Origin of the sequence: Streptomyces sp. 5K101 (assembly GCF_046506645.1) — a bacterium.
Taxonomy (GTDB): domain Bacteria; phylum Actinomycetota; class Actinomycetes; order Streptomycetales; family Streptomycetaceae; genus Streptomyces.
Map to the genome: position 1 here is coordinate 145402 of NZ_JBKFFO010000005.1, position 22640 is coordinate 168041.

The following is a 22640-nucleotide window of genomic DNA, read 5'->3' on the forward strand; positions in this document are numbered from 1 at the left end:
CGGCCGGGGGCTAGTCGGGGTGGCCGGCTTTCCCGGCAGATGGAAGGGCCCGGCACCGCGTCACGGTGCCGGGCCCTCCGTACGGCGTTACTTGATCTTGGTGCCGGTGGAGCGCAGGGCCGCACAGGCCTCCACCACACGGGCGGCCATGCCCGCCTCGGCCAGTTTGCCCCAGCTGCGCGGGTCGTAGGCCTTCTTGTTGCCGACCTCGCCGTCGACCTTCAGGACGCCGTCGTAGTTCTGGAACATGTGGGCCGCGACCGGACGCGTGAAGGCGTACTGGGTGTCGGTGTCGAGGTTCATCTTCACGACACCGTTCTCCAGCGCGGTGGTGATCTCCTCGGCCGTGGAGCCGGAGCCGCCGTGGAAGACGAAGTCGAACGGCGCGGACTTGCCGTACTTCTCGCCGACGCCCTGCTGGAGGTCCTTGAGCAGCTCGGGACGGAGGACGACGTTGCCCGGCTTGTAGACGCCGTGCACGTTGCCGAAGGAGGCGGCCAGCAGGTAGCGGCCCTTCTCGCCCAGGCCGAGGGCCTCGGCGGTGCGCAGCGCGTCCTCGACGGTCGTGTACAGCTCGTCGTTGATCTCGTGGGAGACGCCGTCCTCCTCGCCACCGGTCGGGGTGATCTCGACCTCAAGGATGATCTTGGCGGCGGCGGCCTGCGCCAGCAGCTCCTGGCCGATGGCCAGGTTGTCGGCGAGGGTCTCGGCGGAACCGTCCCACATGTGGGACTGGAAGAGCGGGTTGCGACCAGACTTGACGCGCTCGGCGGAGATGTCGAGCAGCGGACGTACGTAGCCGTCCAGCTTGTCCTTCGGGCAGTGGTCCGTGTGCAGCGCGACGGTGATGTCGTACTTGGCGGCGACGATGTGCGCGAACTCGGCCAGGGCGACGGCGCCGGTGACCATGTCCTTGTTGTGCTGGCCGCCCAGGAACTCGGCGCCGCCGGTGGAAATCTGGATGATGCCGTCGCTCTCGGCCTCGGCGAAGCCACGCAGGGCGGCGTGCAGGGTCTGCGACGAAGTCACGTTGATGGCCGGGTAGGCGAACTTGCCTGCCTTCGCCCGGTCGAGCATCTCGTTGTAGACCTCGGGAGTCGCGATGGGCATGTGTCCGCTCCTTGTGATGTGCGGGTGTGTGGTGCTGGCCCTGACCTGGGGGCGACGTCATCGTCGCGGCCTATCTTTCCAGACTCTCGGCCCGGCTCCACAGAGCCCTTCGCGCCCTGATGCGCGAGGGGCGTCCTGTTTCACGTGAAACAGGACGCCCCTCGATATCAGCGCAGGTCAGGCTCCACTCAGGCGAGACCGAGCTCGTCGAGCGAGTACGCGTTGACGTACGGCAGGCCCGCCTCGGCGATCTTCGGGGCGGCGCCGCGCTCGACGATCACGGCGACGGCAACGACCTCGCCGCCCGCCTCGCGCACCGCCTCGACAGCGGTCAGCGGGGATCCGCCGGTGGTCGAGACATCCTCGACGACGAGGCAGCGACGGCCCTTCACGTCCGTGCCCTCGATCCGGCGCTGCATGCCGTGCGCCTTGCCCGCCTTGCGGACCACGTAGGCGTCGAGCCGCCCGCCGCGGGCGGCGGAGGCGTGGAGCATCGACGTCGCCACCGGGTCGGCGCCCAGGGTCAGACCGCCGACGCAGTCGTAGTCGAGGTGGGCCGTGGCGTCGAGCATGACCTGGCCGACCATCGGCGCGGCCTCGCCGTCGAGCGTGATCCGGCGCAGATCGATGTACCAGTCGGCCTCGATGCCCGAGGAAAGGGTCACCTTGCCGTGCACCACGGCCTTGTCCTTGATCTGCTGCAGCAGCTCAGCACGTACGTCAGTCATGCCCATGAGCTTAAAGCCGCCGCCACGTCCAGGTCGTCGTGACCTCCAGCGGCTCGATCGGGGTCACGAGGTCGGGGTGGGTGTTCAGACCGTTCGGCGGGCCGGACTGCGGCTCCACGCAGACGGCCTCCGCCTGCTCGTCGTAGACCACCACCCACTCGGCGCGGCTCGCGACCGTCAGCTCCAGCTGCTGCGGCCACGTCAGCACGACCGACAGGCCGTCGGGCATGCCGAAGCAGTCGTCCCAGGGGCCGGGCAGCGGGTCGATACGGCGTCCCGTGGGCAGGTGGTCCTCGCCGCGCTCCTCCTGCCACGCCGGTGTGAAGTCGATCCGCACGTCCTCGCCGCCGCCGAGGTTGCGCAGGAACCAGGGGTGCCAGCCGGCCTGGGCGGGGAACGACGTCCCGTACGTCTCCACGCCCATCGCCATGGTCAGCGACTCGGCCGTCAGCTCGAAGGTCTGCGTGACCCTGCCGGTGTACGGCCAGGGCTCCGCGAGGTCGTAGGTGAACGCGGCCTCGCTCTTGCCCGCCCGCGCGGTGCGCCAGGCGGTGTCGCGGCCGGTGCCGTGGATCGCGTGCGGAGCCGCGTTAAGCGGAAGTTGATGGACGACGTCCCCATTGCGGAACTGCCCGTCCCTGGTGCGGCCGCACCACGGGACCATGGGGAACGAGCCGTACCGCTCCCCCTGGCGCAGCATCTCGGTGCCGCCGATGCGCAGGCTTCCGATGCGGCAGCCGTTCCCCGGATGCACGGTCAACTCGACGTCGCCGGCGCCCAGCCGGACGCTCTCTTCGCTACTCACACGACGACACTAGCCCGCACTACTTGCGGCGGCGGAGCGCCCGGCCGACGACGACCGCGGAAGCGAGCGCGAGCGCCGCGGCGGGCACGACCCAGCGCAGGGCGGCTCGGGAGCCCGACGCGTCGGGACCGGGAGTCGGCGCGTAACGGCCGCGCGGGGGCGCGTGGTCGACCTCCTCGGCGCTCCGGCCGATCATGGTGCGCCGTGCGTGGGCGGCCTCGGCGGCGGGCTCCGCGGGCAGGCCCAGCTCGTCGAGGTCCTCCAGGTCGTCCAGCTCGTCGAGGTCGTCCACGTCGTCGGCGGGCACTGCGGCACCGGCGGCCAGAGCGGCGTCGGCGGCATCGGAGGCGTCGAGGTCGTCGTCGGCCGGGGCGTCGAGGTCGGCGAACTCGTCCTCGGCGTCGGCTCCGAGCGACGGCGGGGGCACCGGTGCGTCGAAGACCGAGGGCGCGGAGCCCACGTCGGTGGACACACCGGCGTCCGGCCGGGAGTGGTCATCGACGGACGCGTCCGCTTCTGAGCCGTCGTCGGACGTACCCTCGGGCGGCGCGCTCGCGCCGTCGGAGGCCGCGGCCGCGAGCGCCTCGGCGAACCGGTCCAGAAGGCGGTGGGCGGCGGTCGTCCGCGCGGACGACCCGAGGTCCGCCAGCCGGCCGTCGGCCGTCGACGAACCGCTGAACGTCAGCGTCGTGCCTCCGTCGGTCGGCTCCGGGCGTACCGTCAGCGCGATCTTCACCGAGCCGCTGCCGCGCGCCTCCGCGCCGTTGCCCTCGACCGTGAAGGCGCCCTCCTGCTCCACGAGGTGCAGGGCGCCGCGGTAGGTGATGGTGTGGCTGCCGACCCGGACCTTGAGTCTGCCGGCCAGGGGCCCCGCCTCCCGGTCGGCGTCCAATTGGAGCCCCGGAACGCAGCGGGCGACCCGGGCGGGGTCCCGCAGCACCTGTCGCAGGGTCTCAGCCGGAACCGGTACGAACACCTCATGCTCCATGGAAGCCGAGCCTACTCAGCCCGGCGCGCCGCGTCTGCCTTCGCGCGCCGGTTCGTCGGCGCAGCACGGCGCACGGGGCCAGAGGTGACGACCGGAGGGAGCCGGTGCCCTCAGGGGGTGTGCGTGCCCTCAGCAGGTGCCCGGTGCCCTCAGCGGGTGTAGCGGGGGCGCACCAGTGTCGAGGGGTCGAGTCCCGTGACGCGGGTGCGCTCGGCCGCCCGCCCGTAGGCGGCGAGTTCGGCGGCGAGCGGCGACCGCAGTGGCGGCACGCCGGGGTCCAGCGCGAGCCGCGGGCCGGCGCCACTCGCCGAGGCGAGCAGGAAGCCCTCCTCGGGCACGGTGGCCGTGCCGTTCCGGAACCGGTCGGAGCCCCTGTCCCCGCGGGCGCTGCCCCGCCCCGGATCGCCGTTGAGGTACCCGGTGGTGGCGAATCCGGCGGCCCGCAGCGTCGCGTCGACCGTCCAGTACGTGTGCGGCCGGGCGGCAGGCCCCGCGTGGACGGCCAGGCGCCCGCCCGGTGCGAGGGCCCTGCGTGCGAGGCCGTAGAACTCCAGCGAGTACAGCTTGCTGCCGGCGGTGACACCCGGATCGGGGAGGTCCGAGACGATCACGTCGTACCGCCCCCGCTCCGCGCCGCGCAGCCACGAGAAGGCGTCCGCCGTGGCGACGCGCAGCCTCGGGTCGTCGTAGACATGGCCGTTGAGCGCGGCGAGGGCGGGATCGGTGCGCGCGAGGTGTACGAGCCCGGCGTCCAGTTCGACGATCGTCACCGAGCCGACGCCCCCGTATCCGAGCGCCTCGCGCGCGGCCAGGCCGTCGCCGCCGCCGAGGATCAGCACCCGCTCGTGCGGCCCGTTCATGGCCGGGTGGACGAGCGCTTCGTGGTAGCGGTGCTCGTCGCGGCCACGCACCTTCAGCCACCCGTCGAGGAACAGGTCGGGCGGCTGGGAGGGCCGGCCGGTGAGGACGACCTCCTGGACGCCGGTGCGCACGGCGACCCGCAGGTGGTCGCCGTAGACCGCGCGGCGCGCGGCGCGCTCGAAGTCGCCGACGAGAGCGGTGGCCAGGGCGAGCAGCGCGAGCACCACCCCGTTCAGCACGAGCAGCCGCAGCCGCCAGCGCGCCGACATCTCCGCCCGGAACAGCCACAGCACGAGCACGGCACCCGCCACGGCGTTGACCGCGCCGGTCACCAACGCGCCCGTCAGCTCGCCGAGCCACGGCAGCAGCAGGAACGGGAAGGCGAGTCCGCCCACCAGCGCGCCGACGTAGTCGGCGGCGAACAGATCGGCGACGGTGCCCTCCGCGTCGCGTCGCGAGACCCGCTGGATCAGCGTCATCAGCAGCGGTATCTCGGCACCGATCAGCACCCCGATGGCCAGGGAGAACCCCACGAGCGCGACGCGGGAGCCGCCCGCCCAGGCGAAGGCCGCGTAGAGCACCATCGCGGACGTGCCGCCGACGAGCGCGAGCACCGCCTCCAGCACCCCGAAACCGACCGCGGCCCGGCAGCGCAGCCGCTTGGCGAGCAGCGAACCCACGCCCATGGCGAAGACCATGACGGACAGCACAACGGACGCCTGGGTGACCGAGTCGCCGATCACGTACGAGGCGAGCGCGACGAGTTCGAGCTCGTAGACCAGCCCGCAGGCGGCGCAGACGAAGGCCGCCGCCAGCACGAGACCACGCCCGGCGGCGGGGCGCACGGGCGCCGCCGTCGCGTTGCGGGGCGGGGACGTGAGCTGCCGGTCGGTCATCCCGGCAACGCTACGTCACAACATGTCTCCACCCTGTCACCCACAGGTGTGGACTACAGGGCAGCACGGTCGGGGCGGCGCTCCGCACGCCGGCCGTGCGGCCCCTGCCGGTGCGGCACACCGACGCGCGTGCGGGTGACCACCAGACGGCTCTCCTGCGGGTACGCGTGCCAGGTGCGCCAGGACACCTGGCCCTCGCCGCGCTGGGCCAGCAGGGCGGTGAAGGCGTGCGGCGAGCCGGGGAAGGTGCCCGCGAGGCCGTGGGGATGGTCGGCCACCAGTGCGAGCAGTTCCTGGGCCCGGCCCGCGAACGCCTGTCCCGGCAGCGTCTCGACCCGGGCGGCGAACTCGTACTCCCAGTCCCCGAGCCGCTTGGCCACGCCGAGGGGCAGGGGCGTGCTGCTGCCCGGGATGCAGGCGACGGTCTCCGAGCACGAGCCGCCCTCCTGGTCGAGCAGCACCTGGTGGGACGCGCCGAGGAGTCTCAACTGCACCTGGCAACCCGATAGTTCGAGGTCGAGGACGGCCAGGGCAGGCAGCGGCTCCCGGCCGAGCGCCCAGGCGAGGTCGTCGGCACGGGTGTCGGTGTAGGCGGTATCGATGGTCGTGAGCATGGGTCGGCTCCGCATACGCGCATAGGCGGGTGGACACGTGGACCTGACGCCCCGAAGACGGGGCGCTCGACATGGGGGGTGGCCTGCTCGGGGTCCACAGGAGGTCCGAGGGCTGGATGGTTCCAACAGGTTCCACAGTGAGGGAATCACGAACTACGTGACAGCCGCAGTGTTTTTACCCAACTTGACACGGTTTCCATCCCCTAGGGGGCCGGGCGGTTCACGTGTTCAACGAATGGTGGGGCGGGTGGGGCACGTGATGTGCCGTCTGCCGCCCGCACTTGTGCGAGAAATCCCAACAGGAAGGCACCCGGCGGGAGTTCGTCCCACCGGGCACCTTCACCGGTCGCGGACCAGCTGCCCCGTGTCAGCTGCCTCCGCCACAACCACCCCCGCCGCCGCACGAGGACGAGGAGCCGCCGCACGAGGCGCCGCCGCACGAGGCGCCGCCGCCGTCACCGGCCCACCAACTGCTCGAACCGCCGCCGCTCCCACTGCCGCTCCCACTGCCGCTCCCGCGCCGCCGGCCGCCGCCGGCCTTCGCCGCCCTCCGGCCTGCGGACACGGCCAGCACGAGAGCCACGACCACCACCAGCCCGACGAGCACAGCACCGAAAACCACCATCACACCCACCGTCCCTCCCGTTCCCCCGACGGGGGTACCTCCCAGGCCGAAGTCCCCCAGCCACCGCCCCCAGGGGAGAGTCCCCCACGACACGGCGCGACCGCTTTCCCCCGGTGCGCCCCCTGTTACGCTCATCCGCGTGACAGGGAGATGCCCTCCCCCTCCCGGAGCCAAAGCAGACTTGAGCAACTCCAGAGGTTCGGCCCAGGATGGCGCCATGACAGGACGCGAACCCGGATCACGACCGCTGCTGAACCGCAGGCTGGCGGAGTTCGGCACCACGATCTTCGCCGAGATGTCCGCGCTGGCGGCCCGGACCGGGTCGATCAACCTCGGACAGGGCTTCCCCGACACCGACGGGCCGGACGAGGTCAGGGAGGCGGCGGTCCGGGCGCTGCGCGAGGGACGCGGCAACCAGTACCCGCCCGGGCCCGGCGTCCCCGAACTGCGTACGGCGATCGCCGACCACCAGCACCGCCGCTACGGGCTCGTCCACGACCCCGAGACCGAGGTCCTGGTCACGGCGGGCGCCACCGAGGCGATCGCGGCCTCGCTGCTCGCCCTGGTGGAGCCGGGCGACGAGGTGATCGCCCTGGAGCCGTACTACGACTCGTACGCCGCGTGCATCGCCATGGCGGGCGGTACGCGGGTGCCGGTGACCCTGCGCCCCCACGACGGGACCCACCGGCTCGACCTCGACGCACTGCGTGCCGCGGTGACCCCGCGCACCCGGCTGATCCTGCTCAACACGCCGCACAACCCCACCGGCACGGTCCTGACCCGCGACGAACTCGCGGCGATCGCGGACCTCGCCGTGGAACGGGACCTGCTGGTGGTGACCGACGAGGTGTACGAGCACCTCGTCTTCGAGGGCGAGCACATGCCGCTCGCGTCGTTCCCCGGGATGCGCGGGCGCACGGTCACGATCTCGAGCGCGGGCAAGACGTTCTCGTTCACCGGCTGGAAGGTCGGCTGGGTGACGGCGACGCCGGAGCTGGTGAGCGCGGTCCGCTCGGCGAAGCAGTTCCTGACGTACGTGTCGGCGGGCCCGTTCCAGTACGCGATCGCCGAGGCGCTCCGCCTGCCCGACACGTACTTCGACAGCTTCCGCGCCGACCTGCAACGCAAGCGCGACCTGCTCGGTGACGGCCTGCGCGCGGCCGGGTTCGAGGTCTACCAGCCCCAGGGCACGTACTTCATCACCACCGACATCACCCCCTTCGGCGAGAAGGACGCCTACGCCTTCTGCCGCGCCCTCCCCGAACTCTGTGGCGTCGTCGCCATCCCCAACTCCGTCTTCTACGACGACCCCGACGCCGGCCGCAGCCAGGTCCGCTTCACCTTCTGCAAGAGGGACGACGTCCTCACCGAGGCCACCCACCGCCTTCGACGCCTGGCGTCCTGAACTCACACCGCGTCCCAACGGGAGAGCGCGAGGGCCCGGCGGGATGTCTCCCGCCGGGCCCTCGTGAACGCGTGGTGGGTCAGGCGTCGTCGGCCGGGGCTTCCTCGCCGGTGTCCTCGGCCTTCTCCAGGCCCAACTGGTCGACGATGAAACGGTCGAACTCGATCGACGCGCGCACCCAGCTGACCGTGGACGACACGAAGTGCTCCAGGCTGACGCCCGTGCCGATGAGCATCTGCGCCTCACCGATGAGGCGGAGGGACTGCTCCTTCGTCTCCTCGTCCTCGTGCTGGTGCGTGTAGACCTTCGGCCACAGGGTGCGGCGGTTCCAGTCGTCGATGGTGTCGAGGAGCCTCGCCCGGTCCTCGACCGCGTGCGGGCGGTCGTAGAAGGTCCGCACCGAGAAGACCTGCTGCTCGTTCTCGCCGCGGAACATGAAGTACGTGCGGAAGTCCTCCCACGGCGCCGCGAGGTCGCCCTCGTCGTCGACGACGTACTTCAGCTCCATCTGCTCGAGCAGCTGCTTGACCAGGTCCTGGTCGGGAACGACGGGGCCCGCCGGTCCTGCGGCCTGGGGCTGGGGCTGGCCCCCGAAATTCGGAATCGAGGACGGATCGATGGTCACCGTGTATTTCCCTTCGTACGGATGCCGCCATCCTCTCCCATCCCCGCCCGTGCGTGGCAAGCCCCGCCGCGCCCGATCCGCTGCGAGCTGAGCGCTGCCGGGGGCTCCGCCCCCGCGCCTAAAGCGGTTGCGGGTGGGGGTCCCCCCGGCGGGGCCAGGGGGGTGCCCCCAGCGTGGCTGAATTCCGCTGCGCGACATCCGGCCACCGGGGGCCCGGGCACCCGGGCCACCCGGTGGCACAGCACGGCCTGCGGCCGTGTCTCAGTCGCCGGACGGGCTGGAGATGGCCGCCCCCACGATCAGCCCCTCCCCCTCGCGGTCCACCCGTACCGTGTCGCCGTCCTTGACCTCCCCCGCGAGGATCTCCTTCGCGAGGCGGTCGCCGATCGACGTCTGGACCAGTCGGCGCAGCGGGCGGGCGCCGTACGCCGGGTCGTTGCCCTCGTCGGCGAGCCATTCCAGCGCCGCCGGGGTGACGTCGAGGACCAGCCGGCGCTCGGCGAGGCGGCGGGCCAGCCGGTCGATCTGGAGCCGCGCGATGCGTGCCAGCTCGTCCCTCGACAGGGCCGAGAAGACCACCAGGTCGTCGAGGCGGTTGAGGAACTCCGGCTTGAAGGTGGCCCGCACCACCTCCAGTACCTGCTGCTTCTTCTGCTCGGCACCGGTCAACGGATCGACAAGGAACTGGCTGCCGAGGTTGGAGGTCAGGATCAGGATGGTGTTGCGGAAGTCCACCGTCCGGCCCTGTCCGTCCGTCAACCGTCCGTCGTCGAGGACCTGGAGCAGCACGTCGAAGACCTCGGGGTGGGCCTTCTCCACCTCGTCCAGCAGCACCACACTGTACGGGCGGCGCCGTACGGCCTCGGTGAGCTGGCCGCCCTCCTCGTAGCCGACGTACCCGGGGGGCGCGCCGACGAGGCGGGCGACGCTGTGCTTCTCGCCGTACTCCGACATGTCGATGCGGACCATCGCCCGCTCGTCGTCGAAGAGGAAGTCCGCGAGCGCCTTCGCCAGCTCGGTCTTGCCGACACCGGTGGGGCCGAGGAAGAGGAACGAGCCCGTCGGCCGGTCCGGGTCGGCGATGCCCGCCCGGGAGCGGCGTACGGCGTCGGAGACCGCCCGCACCGCCTCGGTCTGGCCGATCAGGCGGCGCCCCAGCTCCTGCTCCATGCGCAGCAGCTTCTGCGTCTCGCCCTCCAGCAGACGGCCCGCCGGGATGCCGGTCCAGGAGCCGACCACGTCCGCGATGTCGTCCGGGCCGACCTCCTCCTTGACCATGGTGTCCTTGGAGACTTCCTCTTCGGCCTCGGACGCGGCCTCCAGGTCGCGCTCCAGGGCCGGGATCTCCCCGTAGAGCAGCTTGGACGCGGTGTCGAAGTCGCCGTCGCGCTGGGCACGCTCCGCCTGGCCGCGCAGGTCGTCCAGCCGCTCCTTGAGCTCACCGACGCGGTTGAGCCCCTGCTTCTCCTTCTCCCAGCGTGCGGTCAGCCCGCGCAGCTCCTCCTCCCGGTCGGCGAGGTCGCGGCGCAGCTTCTCCAGACGCTGCTTGGAGGCGGGGTCCGACTCGTTCCGGAGCGCCAGCTCCTCCATGCGCAGCCGGTCGACGGCGCGCTGCAGTTCGTCGATCTCCACGGGCGAGGAGTCGATCTCCATGCGCAGCCGGGAGGCGGCCTCGTCGACGAGGTCGATGGCCTTGTCGGGCAGGAAGCGGGAGGTGATGTACCGGTCGGAGAGGGTCGCGGCGGCCACCAGCGCGGAGTCGTTGATCTGCACCTTGTGGTGGGCCTCGTAGCGGCCCTTGAGGCCGCGCAGGATCGCGACGGTGTCCTCGACCGTCGGCTCGGCGACCAGCACCTGCTGGAAGCGCCGCTCCAGCGCCGGGTCCTTCTCGATCCGCTCGCGGTACTCATCGAGGGTGGTGGCGCCGACCATGCGCAGCTCGCCGCGGGCGAGCATGGGCTTGAGCATGTTGCCGGCGTCCATCGCGGAGTCGCCGCCGGCGCCCGCGCCGACGACGGTGTGCAGCTCGTCGATGAACGTGATGATCTGCCCGTCGCTGTCCTTGATCTCGGACAGCACGGTCTTCAGCCGCTCCTCGAACTCGCCGCGGTACTTCGCGCCCGCGACCATCGCGCCGAGGTCGAGCGCGACGAGCCGCTTGTCGCGCAGCGACTCGGGCACGTCGCCCTTGACGATGCGCTGGGCCAGGCCCTCGACGACGGCGGTCTTGCCGACGCCGGGCTCGCCGATGAGCACGGGGTTGTTCTTCGTACGCCGCGACAGCACCTGCACGACGCGGCGGATCTCCTGGTCCCGGCCGATGACCGGGTCGAGCTTGCCCTCGCGGGCGGCCGCGGTGAAGTCCGTGCCGAACTTCTCCAGCGCCTTGTACTGCCCCTCGGGGTCGGGTGTGGTCACCCGGCGCCCTCCTCTTGCCTTCTCGAACGCGTCCAGCAGCTTCGCGGCCGTGGCGCCCTGCCCGGCCAGCACTTCTCCGGCCCGTCCGCCCTTGGCGGCGGTGCCGATGAGAAGGTGCTCGGTGGAGACATAGTCGTCGCCCAGCTCCTTGGCGCGCTGCCCGGCGTCGGCGATGACGGCGAGCAGCTCGCGGTTGGGCTGCGGCGGCGCGACGGTGGAGCCGGTGACGCTGGGCAGCGACGCGAGGAGGCGCTCGGCCCCGGACCGGACGGCGGCCTGGTCGGCGTCGACGGCGGCGAGCAGGTCGGTGATGTTCTCGTTGTCCTGGCCCGCCAGGAGGGCGAGCAGCAGGTGGGCCGCGGTCAGGTCGGCGTGCCCGTCCTGTACGGCCCGATTGCTCGCCGCGTTGATCGCGTCACGGCTCTTGTTGGTCAGCTCGGCGTCCACGTGCCCTCTCTCCTCCTTGCTGATGGGCTCTCCCCAGCTATGACTCCGTCAACGTGCACAAAGTTGAGTCTATTCCACTCATGGCGCCGACGGACAGTCCTGCGCGGGTAGGTTCCGCCCCATGGCCATCGATCCCCGCAACCCCAGCACGTCCTACCTCGGCTTCTGGCGCGAGTACCACATGTGCACCCTGACCACGCCCCGGCCGGACGGGACGCCGCACGTCGTGGCGGTGGGGGTGACGTACGACCCCCAGGGCGGAACGCGCGGGCTGGCGCGGGTGATCACCAACAAGCACAGCCGCAAGGTCGCCAACGTGCTGGCCGCCGGGCCGGAGGGCGCACGGGTCGCGGTGTGCCAGGTGGACAAGGGCCGCTGGGCGACGCTGGAGGGCGTCGCGACGATTCGCACGGAGCCGGAGATCGTCGCGGACGCGGTGAACCGCTACGCGGAGCGGTACGGGCGGACGCCGACGCCCAACCCGGACCGGGTCGTCATCGAGATCGCGCTGACCCGCGCGATGGGCCGGGCCTGAGCCGGCCGCGCACCGGAGAGCCCCGCGCAGGGGTGTCCGGGCAGCACAACGGCGCCATCGTGTTTCAGGTCCACGATGGCGCCGCTGTGTGGGGGAAGCACCTGAGCGATTTGAAACGACGGGGGAACCGCTCAGGCACTGCGGGGGGTGGCGGTGGTGTCTGGTTCGACGAGCTGGTGGTCACGCGCGTCGAGGTTGACGAAGATCATGCCGTACCGGATGGCACAGCGGACGGGCTGCGGGGCTCCCCGCGGCCGGCGCAGGCACCGGTAGGCGCGGACGTCCTCGTCCTCTTCGCGGGCGACGACGATGGGCTCTCCGAACAGGGTGACCATCAACGAGTCGCCACGGTGGGGGATTGCCGTGACGAGGTCGATGAAGTGCCACCCGGAGCGATATGCCGTCGCCATCTCCCGTCGGAAGACCCTGTCGTCCGGGGGTATGGTCATGCGTCCGCCTTCGCGGGCGGGGCGTCCCAGCCACTGTCCGGCGGCCCGGCGAGGGCGTGCACGCTGTCCCAGCCGCTGTCCGCCGGGAAGTCGGCCAGTTGGAACCCCGTGGCACCCAAGACACCGAACGCCACGGTCGCAGAGAAGACAGCGGCAAGCACCGAGCGAAGCATTCTTTCGCGCATAGTCGGCTTCGTCCTCACTTGATGGTTTCTTCTCCCCCGCATCACAAGACGATGGCTCATTCAGGCATGTCAATGCCACAGGGTCGATGCATCATGTTCCTGTACGTTCAAGACCCTGGGGGGTGGAGATTTGCCGCAGAACACCGTAAAACCGACACATCCCCATGCGGTCACCGATCTCTGCGACGAAGGGGCACGGCTCTACGTCAGCGCCCTCAACACCGGACGGATCAGCCGATCCGACGCGGAAGCCGCACCCTGCCTCCTCGAATTCGCCCTGTTGCACCCGGATCCGGACGATGCGAACTGGCTGCGCCCCGTGCCTCCCTCCGTCGCGCTGGCGCAAAGACTGCATCCCATCGAGCGGGAGATCGTGGACCGCCGACGGCTGACCATCGAACTGACCGACGCGTTCGAACCGTTCATGGCCATCAGCGCCCAGAGCCCCGCGAGCACCCACGCCATCACGGTGCTGGAGGGCTTCGACCGGATCAACGCCGCGCTCAATCTCGCCACAGCCGAGTGCCACACGGAGATGCTGACGATCCAGCCCGGCGGGGGCCGCAGCGCGCACGTCCTGACCCAGGCCCTGGAGCGGGACCGCCCGCTGATCGACCGCGGCGTCAGCATCCGCACGCTGTACCAGCACACGGTCAGGTACAGCCAGGGCACACTCGCCTACGTCGAGCGCATCTCCGCCGGCAAGGTGGAGATCCGCACCCTTGAGGAACTCATCGAGCGCCTCATCGTGTTCGACCGTACGGTGGCGTTCATTCCCGCACGGGACGACCGCCGGGTGGCCCTGGAGTTGAGGCACCCGGGACTGGTCGAGTACCTCATCAAGGTCTTCGAGCAACTCTGGCGGCGCGCCGTGCCGTTGGTGGAAGAGGTCCCGTACGACCCCACACCGGACGGCATCTCGGGCGTCCAGCGGTCCATTGCCAGACTCCTGATCGAGGGCCACGTCGACGAGGCCATCGCCCGTCGTCTGGGGATGAACGTCCGCACCTGCCGCGCCCACATCGCCAAACTCGCCGCCGCGCTGGGCAGCGGCAGCCGTGCCCAGCTCGGCTTCCTGATCGCGAAGTCCGGCATCCTGGAAGAGGAGTGCCTGTCCGGGCGCACCAACGACTGATCACCCCGCACGCGAACTCGCCCGTCACACCCGCAGGTTAGACTCCGGGTCACCAGCCGGAGCGGCCTCCTGGCAGGGCGGGACCGACCATCCTGCCCGGCGCGCGCGGGGTCGGTCGGGGCGGCGGACGACCGGGGGCGACGCAATGGGATCAGACATGTCCGGACTGGGGCTCTCCTCCCCTGAAGAGGCCGTGTACCGGCACTTCCTGAGGAATCCGGACACCTCCGACGACGAGATTCACGCCCTGCTGGGCCTGGACCGGCGCGCGGTGGGCGCGAGCGTGCGCCGCCTGTGCGTGCTGGGTGTGCTGAGCCGCACCGGGCCGGGCGCGCTGGCGTCCGCCGACCCGGAGACCACCGTGGAGCGCCTCACCGACCTGCGGCTGCGCGAGCTCCACAGGGAGCTGGCCCGGGTCACGCAGGCCCGGCACCTGGTCGCCGAGCTGCGCCGGGAGCAGCCCAGGGACGGCGTCGGCGCACTGCGCGTCGAGCGGCTGGCGGACGTCGAGCGGATCCGCGCCCGGATCGACGATCTCGCCTTCTTCGCCCGCGAGGAGATCCTCTCGGTCGAGCCGTACGCCGAGCTGACGCCCGAGAACATCGCCCACGCCCGTCCCCTCGACCAGCGCTGCCTGCGGCGCGGTGTGCGGATCCGCAGTGTCGTGCCGCGCACGGCGCTCGGCCATCCCCCCACCGCGGGCTACCTGCGCGAACTCGCCTCGCAGGGCGCGCAGATCCGGGTCGCGCGGATCGTCACCGAGCGCATCCTCGTCTACGACCGCAGCACCGCGCTGGTGCCGGCGGACCCCGACGACACCATGTGCGGCGCACTGCTCGCCCGGGAGGACGGTCTCGTCGCCAACGTGCTCGCCCTGTTCGAGAGGATCTGGAGCCAGGCGGAGCCCCTCCCGCAGGACGACGAGGACGGCGACGGCCCGGACCGCCCGACCGAGCTGGAGCAGCGCGTCCTGGAGTCGATGTGCCGGGTCAGCAAGGACGAGATCGGCGCCCGCGAACTGGGCATCTCCGTCCGCACCTACCGGCGCCATGTGGCCGACCTGATGCAGGTGCTCGGCGCGGCGGGCCGGCCACAGGCCGCCCTCCTGGCCCGCGAGCGTGGCTGGATCTGACCCCTCACCCGTGGGCGTCGGTCAGGGACCAGCCGCGCAGCGCGCGGTCCCGCAGTGCTTCGGCCACAGCCGCGCGCACCGCGTCCGGACGCACCGGCGCGGGGCGCAGCAACCGCCTCATCCGCCCGTCCACTTCCGCAGCAGCGCCAGCCGCTCGGGCGGCTTCGGGGTCGTACCGCCGGCGATCCTGGCCCAGGCCGTGAGCGTCCTGGGGGACGCGGCGCCGTCGACGAAGCGGGCGAGCAGGTCCTGGGAGAGGGCGAACTCCTCCTCGCCGTACGCGCCGGCGGCCGCCGAGTGGACGGCCGACTCCTCGGCGCCATCGGCAGTTTCGAGCCGCAGGATCATCTCCGGCGGCTGGCCGGTGCCGCCCAGCGCCGCCGTGAGCACCGTCTCCACGGCCAGCGCCAGCCGCCGGCGGGAAGCGCTGCGCACCGGGGCGCCCTCGACGGTTGCCGAGCGCAGCTCCTCCCACGTCCAGGCCCGGTGGCCGCCGGCCGCGGCGGCCTCCACGCCCTTCTCGGTCAGCCGGACACCGCGGCCCTCGGTGCCCGGCGGGGCACCCACGTACACCGCGTCCGCGGTGATCCAGAACAGTCCGACCATCGCCACAGTTGACTCCCGTTCGTGTTGTACGTCCCGTCCGGGCGGGCGGCCCGGCCGCCTGCGCCCGGACGGTCGGCCTGCATTCTCGGCGGAGGCCGTCCGCGCCGCCGTGACGGCGGACTGTTCCGGCCATCCGGCCCGTTCCGACGAGGAAGACAATGCCATCGGAACAGCAGTGTCCGACCGGTTGCTCATGTCAGCTTCCTGCACCGCGCCCGGCACCTTCCTGCCGCGCCGCCCGGCGCCCGGGCATGCGGAAAGGGGCTCCTCCACGAGAGCCGAAAAAAATCCGACGGCGATGTCGAGAACGCGTGACCGGCTCCGTCCCCGAGGTGAACGCGACCACAATGGGTCGCACCAGCTCCGAGGAGAGACACGATGGCCAAGTACCTGCTGCTCAAGCACTACCGCGGTGCCCCGGCTGCGGTCAACGACGTGCCCATGGACCAGTGGACGCCCGAGGAGATCTCGGCGCACATGCAGTACATGCACGACTTCGCGGCCCGGCTCGAGAAGACCGGCGAGTTCGTCGACGGTCAGGCGCTCGCCCCCGAAGGGGCGTGGGTCCGGTACGACGGAGAGGGGCGTCCGCCGGTCACCGACGGCCCGTTCGCCGAGACCAAGGACCTCATCGCCGGCTGGATGGTGATCGACGTCGACAGCTACGAGCGCGCCGTCGAGCTGGCCGGGGAGCTGTCGGCCGCCCCCGGGGCGGGCGGGAAGCCGATCCACGAGTGGCTCGAGGTGCGACCGTTCCTGGCCGCGAAGCCCAGCACCACGGAGTGCCCTCATCGATGACCTCATCGATGGACGAGGCCCTGCTCAGGAGCCTCACGCCGAGCGTGCTCGCCGTCCTCGTCCGCCGCGGAGCCGACTTCGCGGCGGCCGAGGACGCCGTGCAGGACGCGCTGATCGAGGCGGTCCGCGTCTGGCCCGCCGAACCGCCACGGGACCCGAAGGCGTGGCTGGTCACCGTGGCCTGGCGCAAGTTCCTCGACCAGGCGCGGGCGGACGCCGCCCGCCGCCGGCGTGAGGACCTCGTCGACGAGGAGCCGGCGCCCGGGCCCGCCCCGGCGGTGGACGACACGCTCCAGCCCTACTTCCTGTGCGCCCACCCGTCTCTGACGCCGTCGTCCGCGGTCGCGCTCACGCTCCGCGCCGTCGGCGGACTGACCACCCGCCAGATCGCGGCGGCCTACCTGGTGCCCGAGGCGACCATGGCGCAGCGGATCAGCCGGGCCAAGCGCACCGTCTCCGGCGTGCGGTTCGACCGGCCCGGCGACGTCGCCACCGTGCTGCGTGTCCTCTACCTGATCTTCAACGAGGGCTACTCCGGCGACATCGACCTCGCCGCCGAGGCCATCCGGCTCACCCGCCAGCTCGCGGCCCGGGTCGACCACCCCGAGGTGGCGGGGCTGCTCGCCCTCATGCTGCTCCACCACGCCCGGCGCGCCGCCCGGACCGCGCCCGACGGCAGCCTGGTGCCGCTCGCCGAGCAGGACCGCGGCCGGTGGGACAGCGAGTCGATCGCCGAGGGCGTCGGGATCCTCCAGGCGGCCCTCGCCCGCGACCGGCTGGGCGAGTTCCAGGCCCAGGCCGCCATCGCGGCACTCCACGCCGACGCACCCACCGCCGAGGAGACCGACTGGGTGCAGATCGTCGAGTGGTACGACGAGCTCGTGCGCCTGACCGACAGCCCGGTCGTCCGGCTCAACCGCGCGGTGGCCGTCGGCGAGGCCGACGGACCGCGCGCCGGCCTGGCGGCGCTCGCGGCGCTGGACGACTCCCTGCCCCGCCACGCCGCGGTGGCGGCGTACCTCCACGAGCGCGACGGTGACCTGGCGAAGGCGGCACGGCTGTACGCGGAGGCGGCCCGAAAGGCGCCCACCCTCGCCGAACGCGACCACCTGACGCGCCAGGCCGCCCGGCTCAACGCCCGCCGGCGCCGCTGACGGGTCGCGCGCTCGGATCTTCCCTCGGACCTGGCGCGGGCCTCGCGCTGCGTACCCGGCTCAAGAACCCGAAAAGGGCCGCAGAGCATCAGCTCTGCGGCCCTTTTCGGCACACACTGCTCAGGACGGTCTGCCGCCCTGGTCGGGCCGCTTGGGACGCCACACCACCAGCGCGCTGGTCTGCTGGACGTCCTGATACGGAACGAGGTCGCGCCGGTAGGAGGCGTGGACCTGCGCCTCGCGCTGCTGCATCGCCGCCGCCGCGCCCTCCACGGCCGCCGACAGCTCGGCAACACGGGCCTGGAGCGCAGCGACCTGGTTCTCCAGTTCGATGATGCGCTTGATCCCGGCGAGGTTGATGCCCTCGTCCTGCGACAACTGCTGGACGGTGCGCAGCAGTTCGATGTCGCGGGCCGAGTAGCGCCGGCCCCTTCCGGCCGTACGGTCGGGAGAGACGAGACCCAGGCGGTCGTACTGCCGAAGGGTCTGCGGATGCAGGCCCGACAGCTGCGCGGCCACCGAGATGACGTACACCGGCGACTCGTCGGTCAGTTCGTAGGGGTTGCGACTGCGTCCCGGACGGCCCTCCATGTCATGCTCCCTTCGCGGCCTGGAACAGCTCGGCCCGCGGGTCCTCCTCCGCGGTGGCTTCGCGGTAGGCCTCCAGCGCTTCCTTCGCCTTGTCGCTGAGCTCGGTCGGCACGGCCACCTCGATGGTGACCAGCAGGTCCCCGCGCGTGCCGTCCTTGCGGACGGCGCCCTTGCCGCGGGCACGCATCGTCCGGCCGTTGGGCGTGCCCGCAGGAAGCTTCAGCGTGACCGCGGGACCGCCGAGGGTGGGCACCTTCACCTCGCCCCCGAGCGCCGCCTCCGCGTAGGTGACGGGCACGGTGACGGTCAGGTTGTCGTCCTTGCGGCCGAAGACCGGGTGGGCGTCGACGTGGACCACCACGTACAGGTCGCCGGCCGGCCCGCCGCGCTCGCCCGGCGCGCCCTTGCCGCGCAGCCGGATGCGCTGCCCGTCGGACACACCCGCCGGGATGCGCACCTGCATGGTGCGCGAGGAGCGGGCACGGCCGCTGCCCTTGCAGACGTCGCAGGGCGTCTCGGCGATCAGGCCGCGGCCCTTGCACTCCACGCACGGGTCGGTCAGCGAGAAGGATCCGCTGCCGCCGCGCGATACCTGGCCGGTGCCGACACACGTCGGGCACACCCGGGGCGTGCCGTTCTTGTCGCCGGTGCCGGAGCAGGCCTTGCAGGGCGCCTGGCTGGACATCCGCAACGGGACGGTGGCCCCGTCGACGGCCTCGGTGAAGCTGAGCGTCACCTCGGACTCGATGTCCTGCCCGCGGCGCGGCTGTGTGCGCGCGCCAGCGCCGGCGCCCCGGTTGAACAGGCCGCCGAACACGTCGCCCAGGCCGCCGCCGAAGCCGCCGGCGCCCTGGCCGCCGCCCTGCGCGCCCCCGAAGAGGTCGCCCAGGTCGAAGTTGAACGTGCCGCCGGCGCCGGGACCGGGCCGGAAGCCGCCGTTGCCGAAGAGGGCGCGGGCCTCGTCGTACTCCTTGCGCCGCTTGGGGTCGCCGAGGATGTCGTTCGCCTCGGAGATCTCCTTGAAGCGCTCCTCCGCCTTGGCGTCGCCCTTGTTGGCGTCCGGGTGGTTCTCGCGGGCGAGCTTCCGGTACGCCTTCTTGATCTCGGCCTCGGTCGCGTCCTTGGGGACGCCGAGAACCTTGTAGTAGTCCTTCTCGACGAAGTCCTTCGTGCTCATCGACGTCCCTCCTCCCGGACGTGTCGTGCGTCAGCCCTCCGGGCCACCGCTCTCCTCGTCGGCCTGCTTCTCGTCCTTGGCCGCCGGCACCGCGCCCGGCTGGGGCTCGGCCACCGCGACCCGCGCGGGGCGGATCGTGCGCTCGCCGATGCGGTACCCCGGCTGGAGCACCGCGACGCACGTCGTCTCCGTGACGTCCGGCGCATACGAGTGCATCAGGGCCTCGTGCACGGTCGGGTCGAAGGGCTCGCCCTCCTTGCCGAACTGCTGCAGACCCATCTTGGCCGCGGCGGTCTCCAGGGACTCGGCGACGGACTTGAACCCGCCGACCAGCTCCCCGTGCTCCCTCGCGCGGCCGATGTCGTCGAGCACGGGCAGCAGCTCGGTCAGGAGCGTCGCCGTGGCGATCTCCTTGACCGTGACCCTGTCGCGTTCCACGCGGCGGCGGTAGTTCTGGTACTCGGCCTGGAGGCGCTGCAGGTCGCCCGTGCGCTCGCCGAGCGCGGAGCGGGCCTGGTCCAGCTGCGCCGTCAGGCCGGCGATCTTCGCTGCGTCCCCTGCCGGGGCCGCCGGGCCCTCCTTCTCGGAGGACTCGGCGGACTCGGCGGCGTCCTCAGGGGCGGCGCCGGAGGGGACGGCAGGGTTCTCGTCGTTCTTGTCGAACCCCGGGGTCTCCTCCGTCACGCGGCACCACCCTTGGCGTCCCTCTCGTCGTCCACGATCTCGGCGTCGACGACGTCGTCGTCGGCCTTGGCCTCACCCGCGGCACCGGCGGCGGCACCCTCGGGGGCGGCGTTCGCGTACAGCGCCTGGCCGAGCTTCTGGCTGACCGCGGCGACCTTCTCGGTCGCGGTGCGGATCTCGGCCGTGTCCTCGCCCTTGAGCTTCTCCTTCAGCTCGCCGACGGCGGTCTCGACCTCGGTCTTCACCTCGGCGGGAACCTTGTCCTCGTTGTCCTTGAGGAACTTCTCCGTCTGGTAGACGAGCTGCTCGCCCTGGTTGCGGGTCTCGGCGGCCTCGCGGCGGCGGTGGTCCTCGTCCGCGTACTGCTCGGCCTCCTGGCGCATGCGGTCGACCTCGTCCTTCGGCAGCGAGGAGCCGCCGGTGACGGTCATCTTCTGCTCCTTGCCCGTGCCCAGGTCCTTCGCGGTCACGTGCATGATGCCGTTGGCGTCGATGTCGAAGGAGACCTCGATCTGCGGGACGCCGCGCGGGGCCGGCGGCAGACCGGTCAGCTCGAACATGCCGAGCTTCTTGTTGTACGCCGCGATCTCGCGCTCGCCCTGGTAGACCTGGATCTGCACGGACGGCTGGTTGTCCTCGGCCGTCGTGAAGATCTCGGACCGCTTGGTCGGGATCGTGGTGTTGCGCTCGATGAGCTTGGTCATGATGCCGCCCTTGGTCTCGATGCCGAGGGACAGCGGGGTCACGTCGAGGAGCAGGACGTCCTTGACCTCACCCTTGAGGACACCGGCCTGGAGCGAGGCGCCGATCGCGACGACCTCGTCCGGGTTCACACCCTTGTTGGCGTCCTTGCCGCCGGTGAGCTCCTTGACGAGCTCGGCGACGGCGGGCATACGGGTCGAGCCGCCGACCAGGACCACGTGGTCGATCTCGGACAGCTGGATACCGGCGTCCTTGATGACGTTGTGGAACGGGGTCTTGCAGCGCTCGAGCAGGTCGGCCGTCAGCTGCTGGAACTGGGCGCGTGTGAGCTTCTCGTCCAGGTGCAGCGGGCCCTCGGCGGAGGCCGTGATGTACGGCAGGTTGATCGTCGTCTCGGTCGAGGACGACAGCTCGATCTTCGCCTTCTCCGCGGCCTCGCGCAGACGCTGGAGAGCCATCTTGTCCTTGGACAGGTCGACGCCGTGGCCGCCCGCGAACTGCTTGACCAGGTAGTCGACGACGCGCTGGTCCCAGTCGTCACCACCGAGGTGGTTGTCACCGTTGGTCGCCTTCACCTCGACGACGCCGTCGCCGATCTCCAGCAGCGACACGTCGAAGGTGCCGCCACCGAGGTCGAAGACGAGGATGGTCTGGTCGTCCTTGTCCAGGCCGTAGGCCAGGGCGGCCGCGGTGGGCTCGTTGACGATGCGCAGGACGTTCAGACCCGCGATCTCGCCGGCCTCCTTGGTGGCCTGGCGCTCGGAGTCGTTGAAGTACGCCGGGACGGTGATCACCGCGTCGGTGACCTTCTCGCCCAGGTACGACTCGGCGTCGCGCTTCAGCTTCTGCAGGATGAACGCGCTCATCTGCTGCGGGTTGAAGTTCTTCCCGTCGAGCTCGATCTTCCAGTCCGTGCCCATGTGGCGCTTGACGGACCGGATGGTCCTGTCGACGTTGGTGACCGCCTGACGCTTGGCGACCTCGCCGACCAGCACCTCACCGTTCTTCGCGAAGGCGACGACGGACGGCGTGGTCCGGGCACCCTCGGCGTTGGTGATGACGGTGGGCTCGCCGCCCTCCAGAACGCTGACGACGGAGTTAGTCGTGCCCAGGTCGATGCCGACCGCACGTGCCATTTCGATTCCTCCAGCTGACTTGAGTGGAACTGGCTCAAGGATGCCCCAGGTCTCCGAACGAGTCAACAGACCTGAGTCGAGGCCACTCAACTTTTATCCGGCGCTTATCCGCATCCTGGTTCACGTGCGCGTGGCGCACCCGTTCGGATCGCGGCCGGTCTGAGACAGTCATAGTCGCAAAAGCGGTCAAGAACCATCATTCGCGACGAAGGGTGGGCGCTCATGCCGGCGAAGCGAGCCGTCGATCTCGCGGGCAGCCTCTTCCTGCTGCTCGTGCTGGCCCCGGTCCTGCTGACCGCCGCCGCCGCAGTCGCCGTGACCTCACCCGGCCCGGTCCTGAACCGCGCACCGCGTACCGGCCTGGGCGGCCGACCTTTCGAGAGGCTCACCTTCCGCACGACGCACGCCGGTCACCTCACACCCGTGGGCAGGCTGCTGCGCCGCCGCTTCCTGGACGGCCTGCCCCAGCTGATCAACGTCGTGCGCGGCGAGATGTCCCTCGTCGGACCGCCCCCGCTCCCCCTCGACCCGGCCCCTACCGGTCCGGAGCGGGCCCGCCTCGCCGTACGGCCCGGAATCACGGGCCTGTGGCAGATCAGCGGGCGGTCCGACCTGCCCTGGGAGGAAATGACGGTGCTCGACCTGCATTATGTGGAACAGCACTGGCTGGGACTCGACCTGAAGATCCTGGCCAGAACGGTCCCCGCAGCGGTCGCCGGGCGCCCTCCGGTCAGGGTTGCCTGAGCGACACAGATCACCGCCCGCCCAACTACAGTGCGGCTGAATAAGTGGGTACGCTCAGCACGGACTGAATAAGTTACCGCTTAGTAGTAG

The 22640-nt window shown here is 71.3% G+C and carries 22 protein-coding genes; 7 read left to right on the forward strand and 15 right to left on the reverse strand.

All coding sequences use genetic code 11. From position 1 onward, the window contains the following. Nucleotides 1–87 precede the first annotated feature (87 nt). From fbaA to ACLB9X_RS11675, 6 genes are all read right to left on the reverse strand, one after another. Nucleotides 88–1110 carry a class II fructose-bisphosphate aldolase gene (fbaA, locus tag ACLB9X_RS11650; RefSeq protein WP_410360222.1) on the reverse strand — a complete coding sequence of 341 codons (1023 nt, stop codon included), beginning with the start codon at nt 1108–1110 and terminating at the stop codon, nt 88–90. Between the two features lie 188 nt (nt 1111–1298). Continuing rightward, nucleotides 1299–1838 (reverse strand): orotate phosphoribosyltransferase, encoded by a 540-nt coding sequence (gene pyrE / locus ACLB9X_RS11655; RefSeq protein ID WP_410360223.1) that lies wholly within the window; start codon nt 1836–1838, stop codon nt 1299–1301. A gap of 10 nt (nt 1839–1848) precedes the next feature. Next, nucleotides 1849–2643 carry an aldose 1-epimerase gene (locus tag ACLB9X_RS11660; RefSeq protein ID WP_410360224.1) on the reverse strand — a complete coding sequence of 265 codons (795 nt, stop codon included), beginning with the start codon at nt 2641–2643 and terminating at the stop codon, nt 1849–1851. A gap of 19 nt (nt 2644–2662) precedes the next feature. Continuing rightward, nucleotides 2663–3631: an SRPBCC domain-containing protein gene (locus tag ACLB9X_RS11665; protein ID WP_410360225.1), complete on the reverse strand. Its 969-nt coding sequence runs from the start codon at nt 3629–3631 to the stop codon at nt 2663–2665. 149 nt (nt 3632–3780) lie between these two features. After that, nucleotides 3781–5388 (reverse strand): polyamine aminopropyltransferase, encoded by a 1608-nt coding sequence (locus ACLB9X_RS11670; RefSeq protein ID WP_410360226.1) that lies wholly within the window; start codon nt 5386–5388, stop codon nt 3781–3783. A 53-nt stretch (nt 5389–5441) separates the two neighbouring features. Next, nucleotides 5442–6002, reverse strand: a complete 561-nt coding sequence (locus tag ACLB9X_RS11675) for a DUF2617 family protein (RefSeq protein WP_410360227.1) — start codon at nt 6000–6002, stop codon at nt 5442–5444. Between the two features lie 842 nt (nt 6003–6844). On the opposite strand from ACLB9X_RS11675, the gene ACLB9X_RS11680 reads away from it, so the two are divergent. Next, nucleotides 6845–8032 carry a pyridoxal phosphate-dependent aminotransferase gene (locus ACLB9X_RS11680; protein WP_410360228.1) on the forward strand — a complete coding sequence of 396 codons (1188 nt, stop codon included), beginning with the start codon at nt 6845–6847 and terminating at the stop codon, nt 8030–8032. A gap of 79 nt (nt 8033–8111) precedes the next feature. On the opposite strand, the gene ACLB9X_RS11685 is transcribed toward ACLB9X_RS11680, so the two are convergent. Both ACLB9X_RS11685 and clpB read right to left on the reverse strand, forming a co-directional pair. Further along, entirely contained in the window at nt 8112–8657 is a 546-nt protein-coding gene (locus ACLB9X_RS11685; RefSeq protein ID WP_410360229.1) for a YbjN domain-containing protein, read from the reverse strand. 261 nt (nt 8658–8918) lie between these two features. Further along, the gene (clpB, locus tag ACLB9X_RS11690) at nt 8919–11522 is read right to left on the reverse strand and encodes an ATP-dependent chaperone ClpB (RefSeq protein WP_410360230.1); all 2604 of its coding nucleotides are present in this window, start codon (nt 11520–11522) and stop codon (nt 8919–8921) included. 121 nt (nt 11523–11643) lie between these two features. Here clpB and ACLB9X_RS11695 point away from each other — a divergent pair, with 121 nt between their 5' ends. Further along, entirely contained in the window at nt 11644–12057 is a 414-nt protein-coding gene (locus ACLB9X_RS11695; RefSeq protein ID WP_410360231.1) for a pyridoxamine 5'-phosphate oxidase family protein, read from the forward strand. A 131-nt stretch (nt 12058–12188) separates the two neighbouring features. On the opposite strand, the gene ACLB9X_RS11700 is transcribed toward ACLB9X_RS11695, so the two are convergent. Both ACLB9X_RS11700 and ACLB9X_RS11705 read right to left on the reverse strand, forming a co-directional pair. Further along, nucleotides 12189–12506: a (2Fe-2S)-binding protein gene (locus ACLB9X_RS11700; protein WP_177149720.1), complete on the reverse strand. Its 318-nt coding sequence runs from the start codon at nt 12504–12506 to the stop codon at nt 12189–12191. Continuing rightward, nucleotides 12503–12640, reverse strand: a complete 138-nt coding sequence (locus ACLB9X_RS11705) for a hypothetical protein (RefSeq protein ID WP_410360232.1) — start codon at nt 12638–12640, stop codon at nt 12503–12505. Before ACLB9X_RS11705 ends, ACLB9X_RS11700 begins: the two co-directional genes overlap by 4 nt. A gap of 181 nt (nt 12641–12821) precedes the next feature. Here ACLB9X_RS11705 and ACLB9X_RS11710 point away from each other — a divergent pair, with 181 nt between their 5' ends. Together ACLB9X_RS11710 and ACLB9X_RS11715 are read left to right on the forward strand one after the other, a co-directional pair. Then, a complete protein-coding gene (locus tag ACLB9X_RS11710; protein WP_410360233.1) occupies nt 12822–13826 on the forward strand; it encodes a helix-turn-helix transcriptional regulator in 1005 nt (334 codons plus the stop codon). A gap of 157 nt (nt 13827–13983) precedes the next feature. Next, nucleotides 13984–14958: a helix-turn-helix transcriptional regulator gene (locus ACLB9X_RS11715; RefSeq protein ID WP_410360234.1), complete on the forward strand. Its 975-nt coding sequence runs from the start codon at nt 13984–13986 to the stop codon at nt 14956–14958. A 117-nt stretch (nt 14959–15075) separates the two neighbouring features. Here ACLB9X_RS11715 and ACLB9X_RS11720 read toward each other — a convergent pair whose 3' ends face one another. Continuing rightward, nucleotides 15076–15564 (reverse strand): hypothetical protein, encoded by a 489-nt coding sequence (locus ACLB9X_RS11720; RefSeq protein WP_410360235.1) that lies wholly within the window; start codon nt 15562–15564, stop codon nt 15076–15078. Between the two features lie 378 nt (nt 15565–15942). Here ACLB9X_RS11720 and ACLB9X_RS11725 point away from each other — a divergent pair, with 378 nt between their 5' ends. Together ACLB9X_RS11725 and ACLB9X_RS11730 are read left to right on the forward strand one after the other, a co-directional pair. Beyond that, nucleotides 15943–16362, forward strand: a complete 420-nt coding sequence (locus ACLB9X_RS11725; protein ID WP_410360236.1) for a YciI family protein — start codon at nt 15943–15945, stop codon at nt 16360–16362. A gap of 8 nt (nt 16363–16370) precedes the next feature. Beyond that, nucleotides 16371–17516: an RNA polymerase sigma factor gene (locus tag ACLB9X_RS11730; RefSeq protein ID WP_410360529.1), complete on the forward strand. Its 1146-nt coding sequence runs from the start codon at nt 16371–16373 to the stop codon at nt 17514–17516. A gap of 120 nt (nt 17517–17636) precedes the next feature. Here the strand turns inward: ACLB9X_RS11730 and ACLB9X_RS11735 are convergent, their stop codons facing one another. From ACLB9X_RS11735 to dnaK, 4 genes are read right to left on the reverse strand one after another with little or no spacing between them, the layout of a single operon-like run. Beyond that, nucleotides 17637–18107 carry a heat shock protein transcriptional repressor HspR gene (locus ACLB9X_RS11735; RefSeq protein WP_410360237.1) on the reverse strand — a complete coding sequence of 157 codons (471 nt, stop codon included), beginning with the start codon at nt 18105–18107 and terminating at the stop codon, nt 17637–17639. 1 nt (nt 18108) lies between these two features. Then, on the reverse strand, nt 18109–19284 hold the full coding sequence (dnaJ, locus tag ACLB9X_RS11740) for a molecular chaperone DnaJ (protein ID WP_410360238.1): 1176 nt from the start codon (nt 19282–19284) through the stop codon (nt 18109–18111). A 30-nt stretch (nt 19285–19314) separates the two neighbouring features. After that, nucleotides 19315–19968: a nucleotide exchange factor GrpE gene (gene grpE, locus ACLB9X_RS11745; RefSeq protein WP_410360239.1), complete on the reverse strand. Its 654-nt coding sequence runs from the start codon at nt 19966–19968 to the stop codon at nt 19315–19317. Next, nucleotides 19965–21806, reverse strand: a complete 1842-nt coding sequence (gene dnaK / locus ACLB9X_RS11750) for a molecular chaperone DnaK (RefSeq protein WP_410360240.1) — start codon at nt 21804–21806, stop codon at nt 19965–19967. Before dnaK ends, grpE begins: the two co-directional genes overlap by 4 nt. A 222-nt stretch (nt 21807–22028) precedes the next feature. Here dnaK and ACLB9X_RS11755 point away from each other — a divergent pair, with 222 nt between their 5' ends. Then, entirely contained in the window at nt 22029–22550 is a 522-nt protein-coding gene (locus ACLB9X_RS11755; RefSeq protein ID WP_410360241.1) for a sugar transferase, read from the forward strand. The last annotated feature ends 90 nt before the right edge of the window (nt 22551–22640 follow it).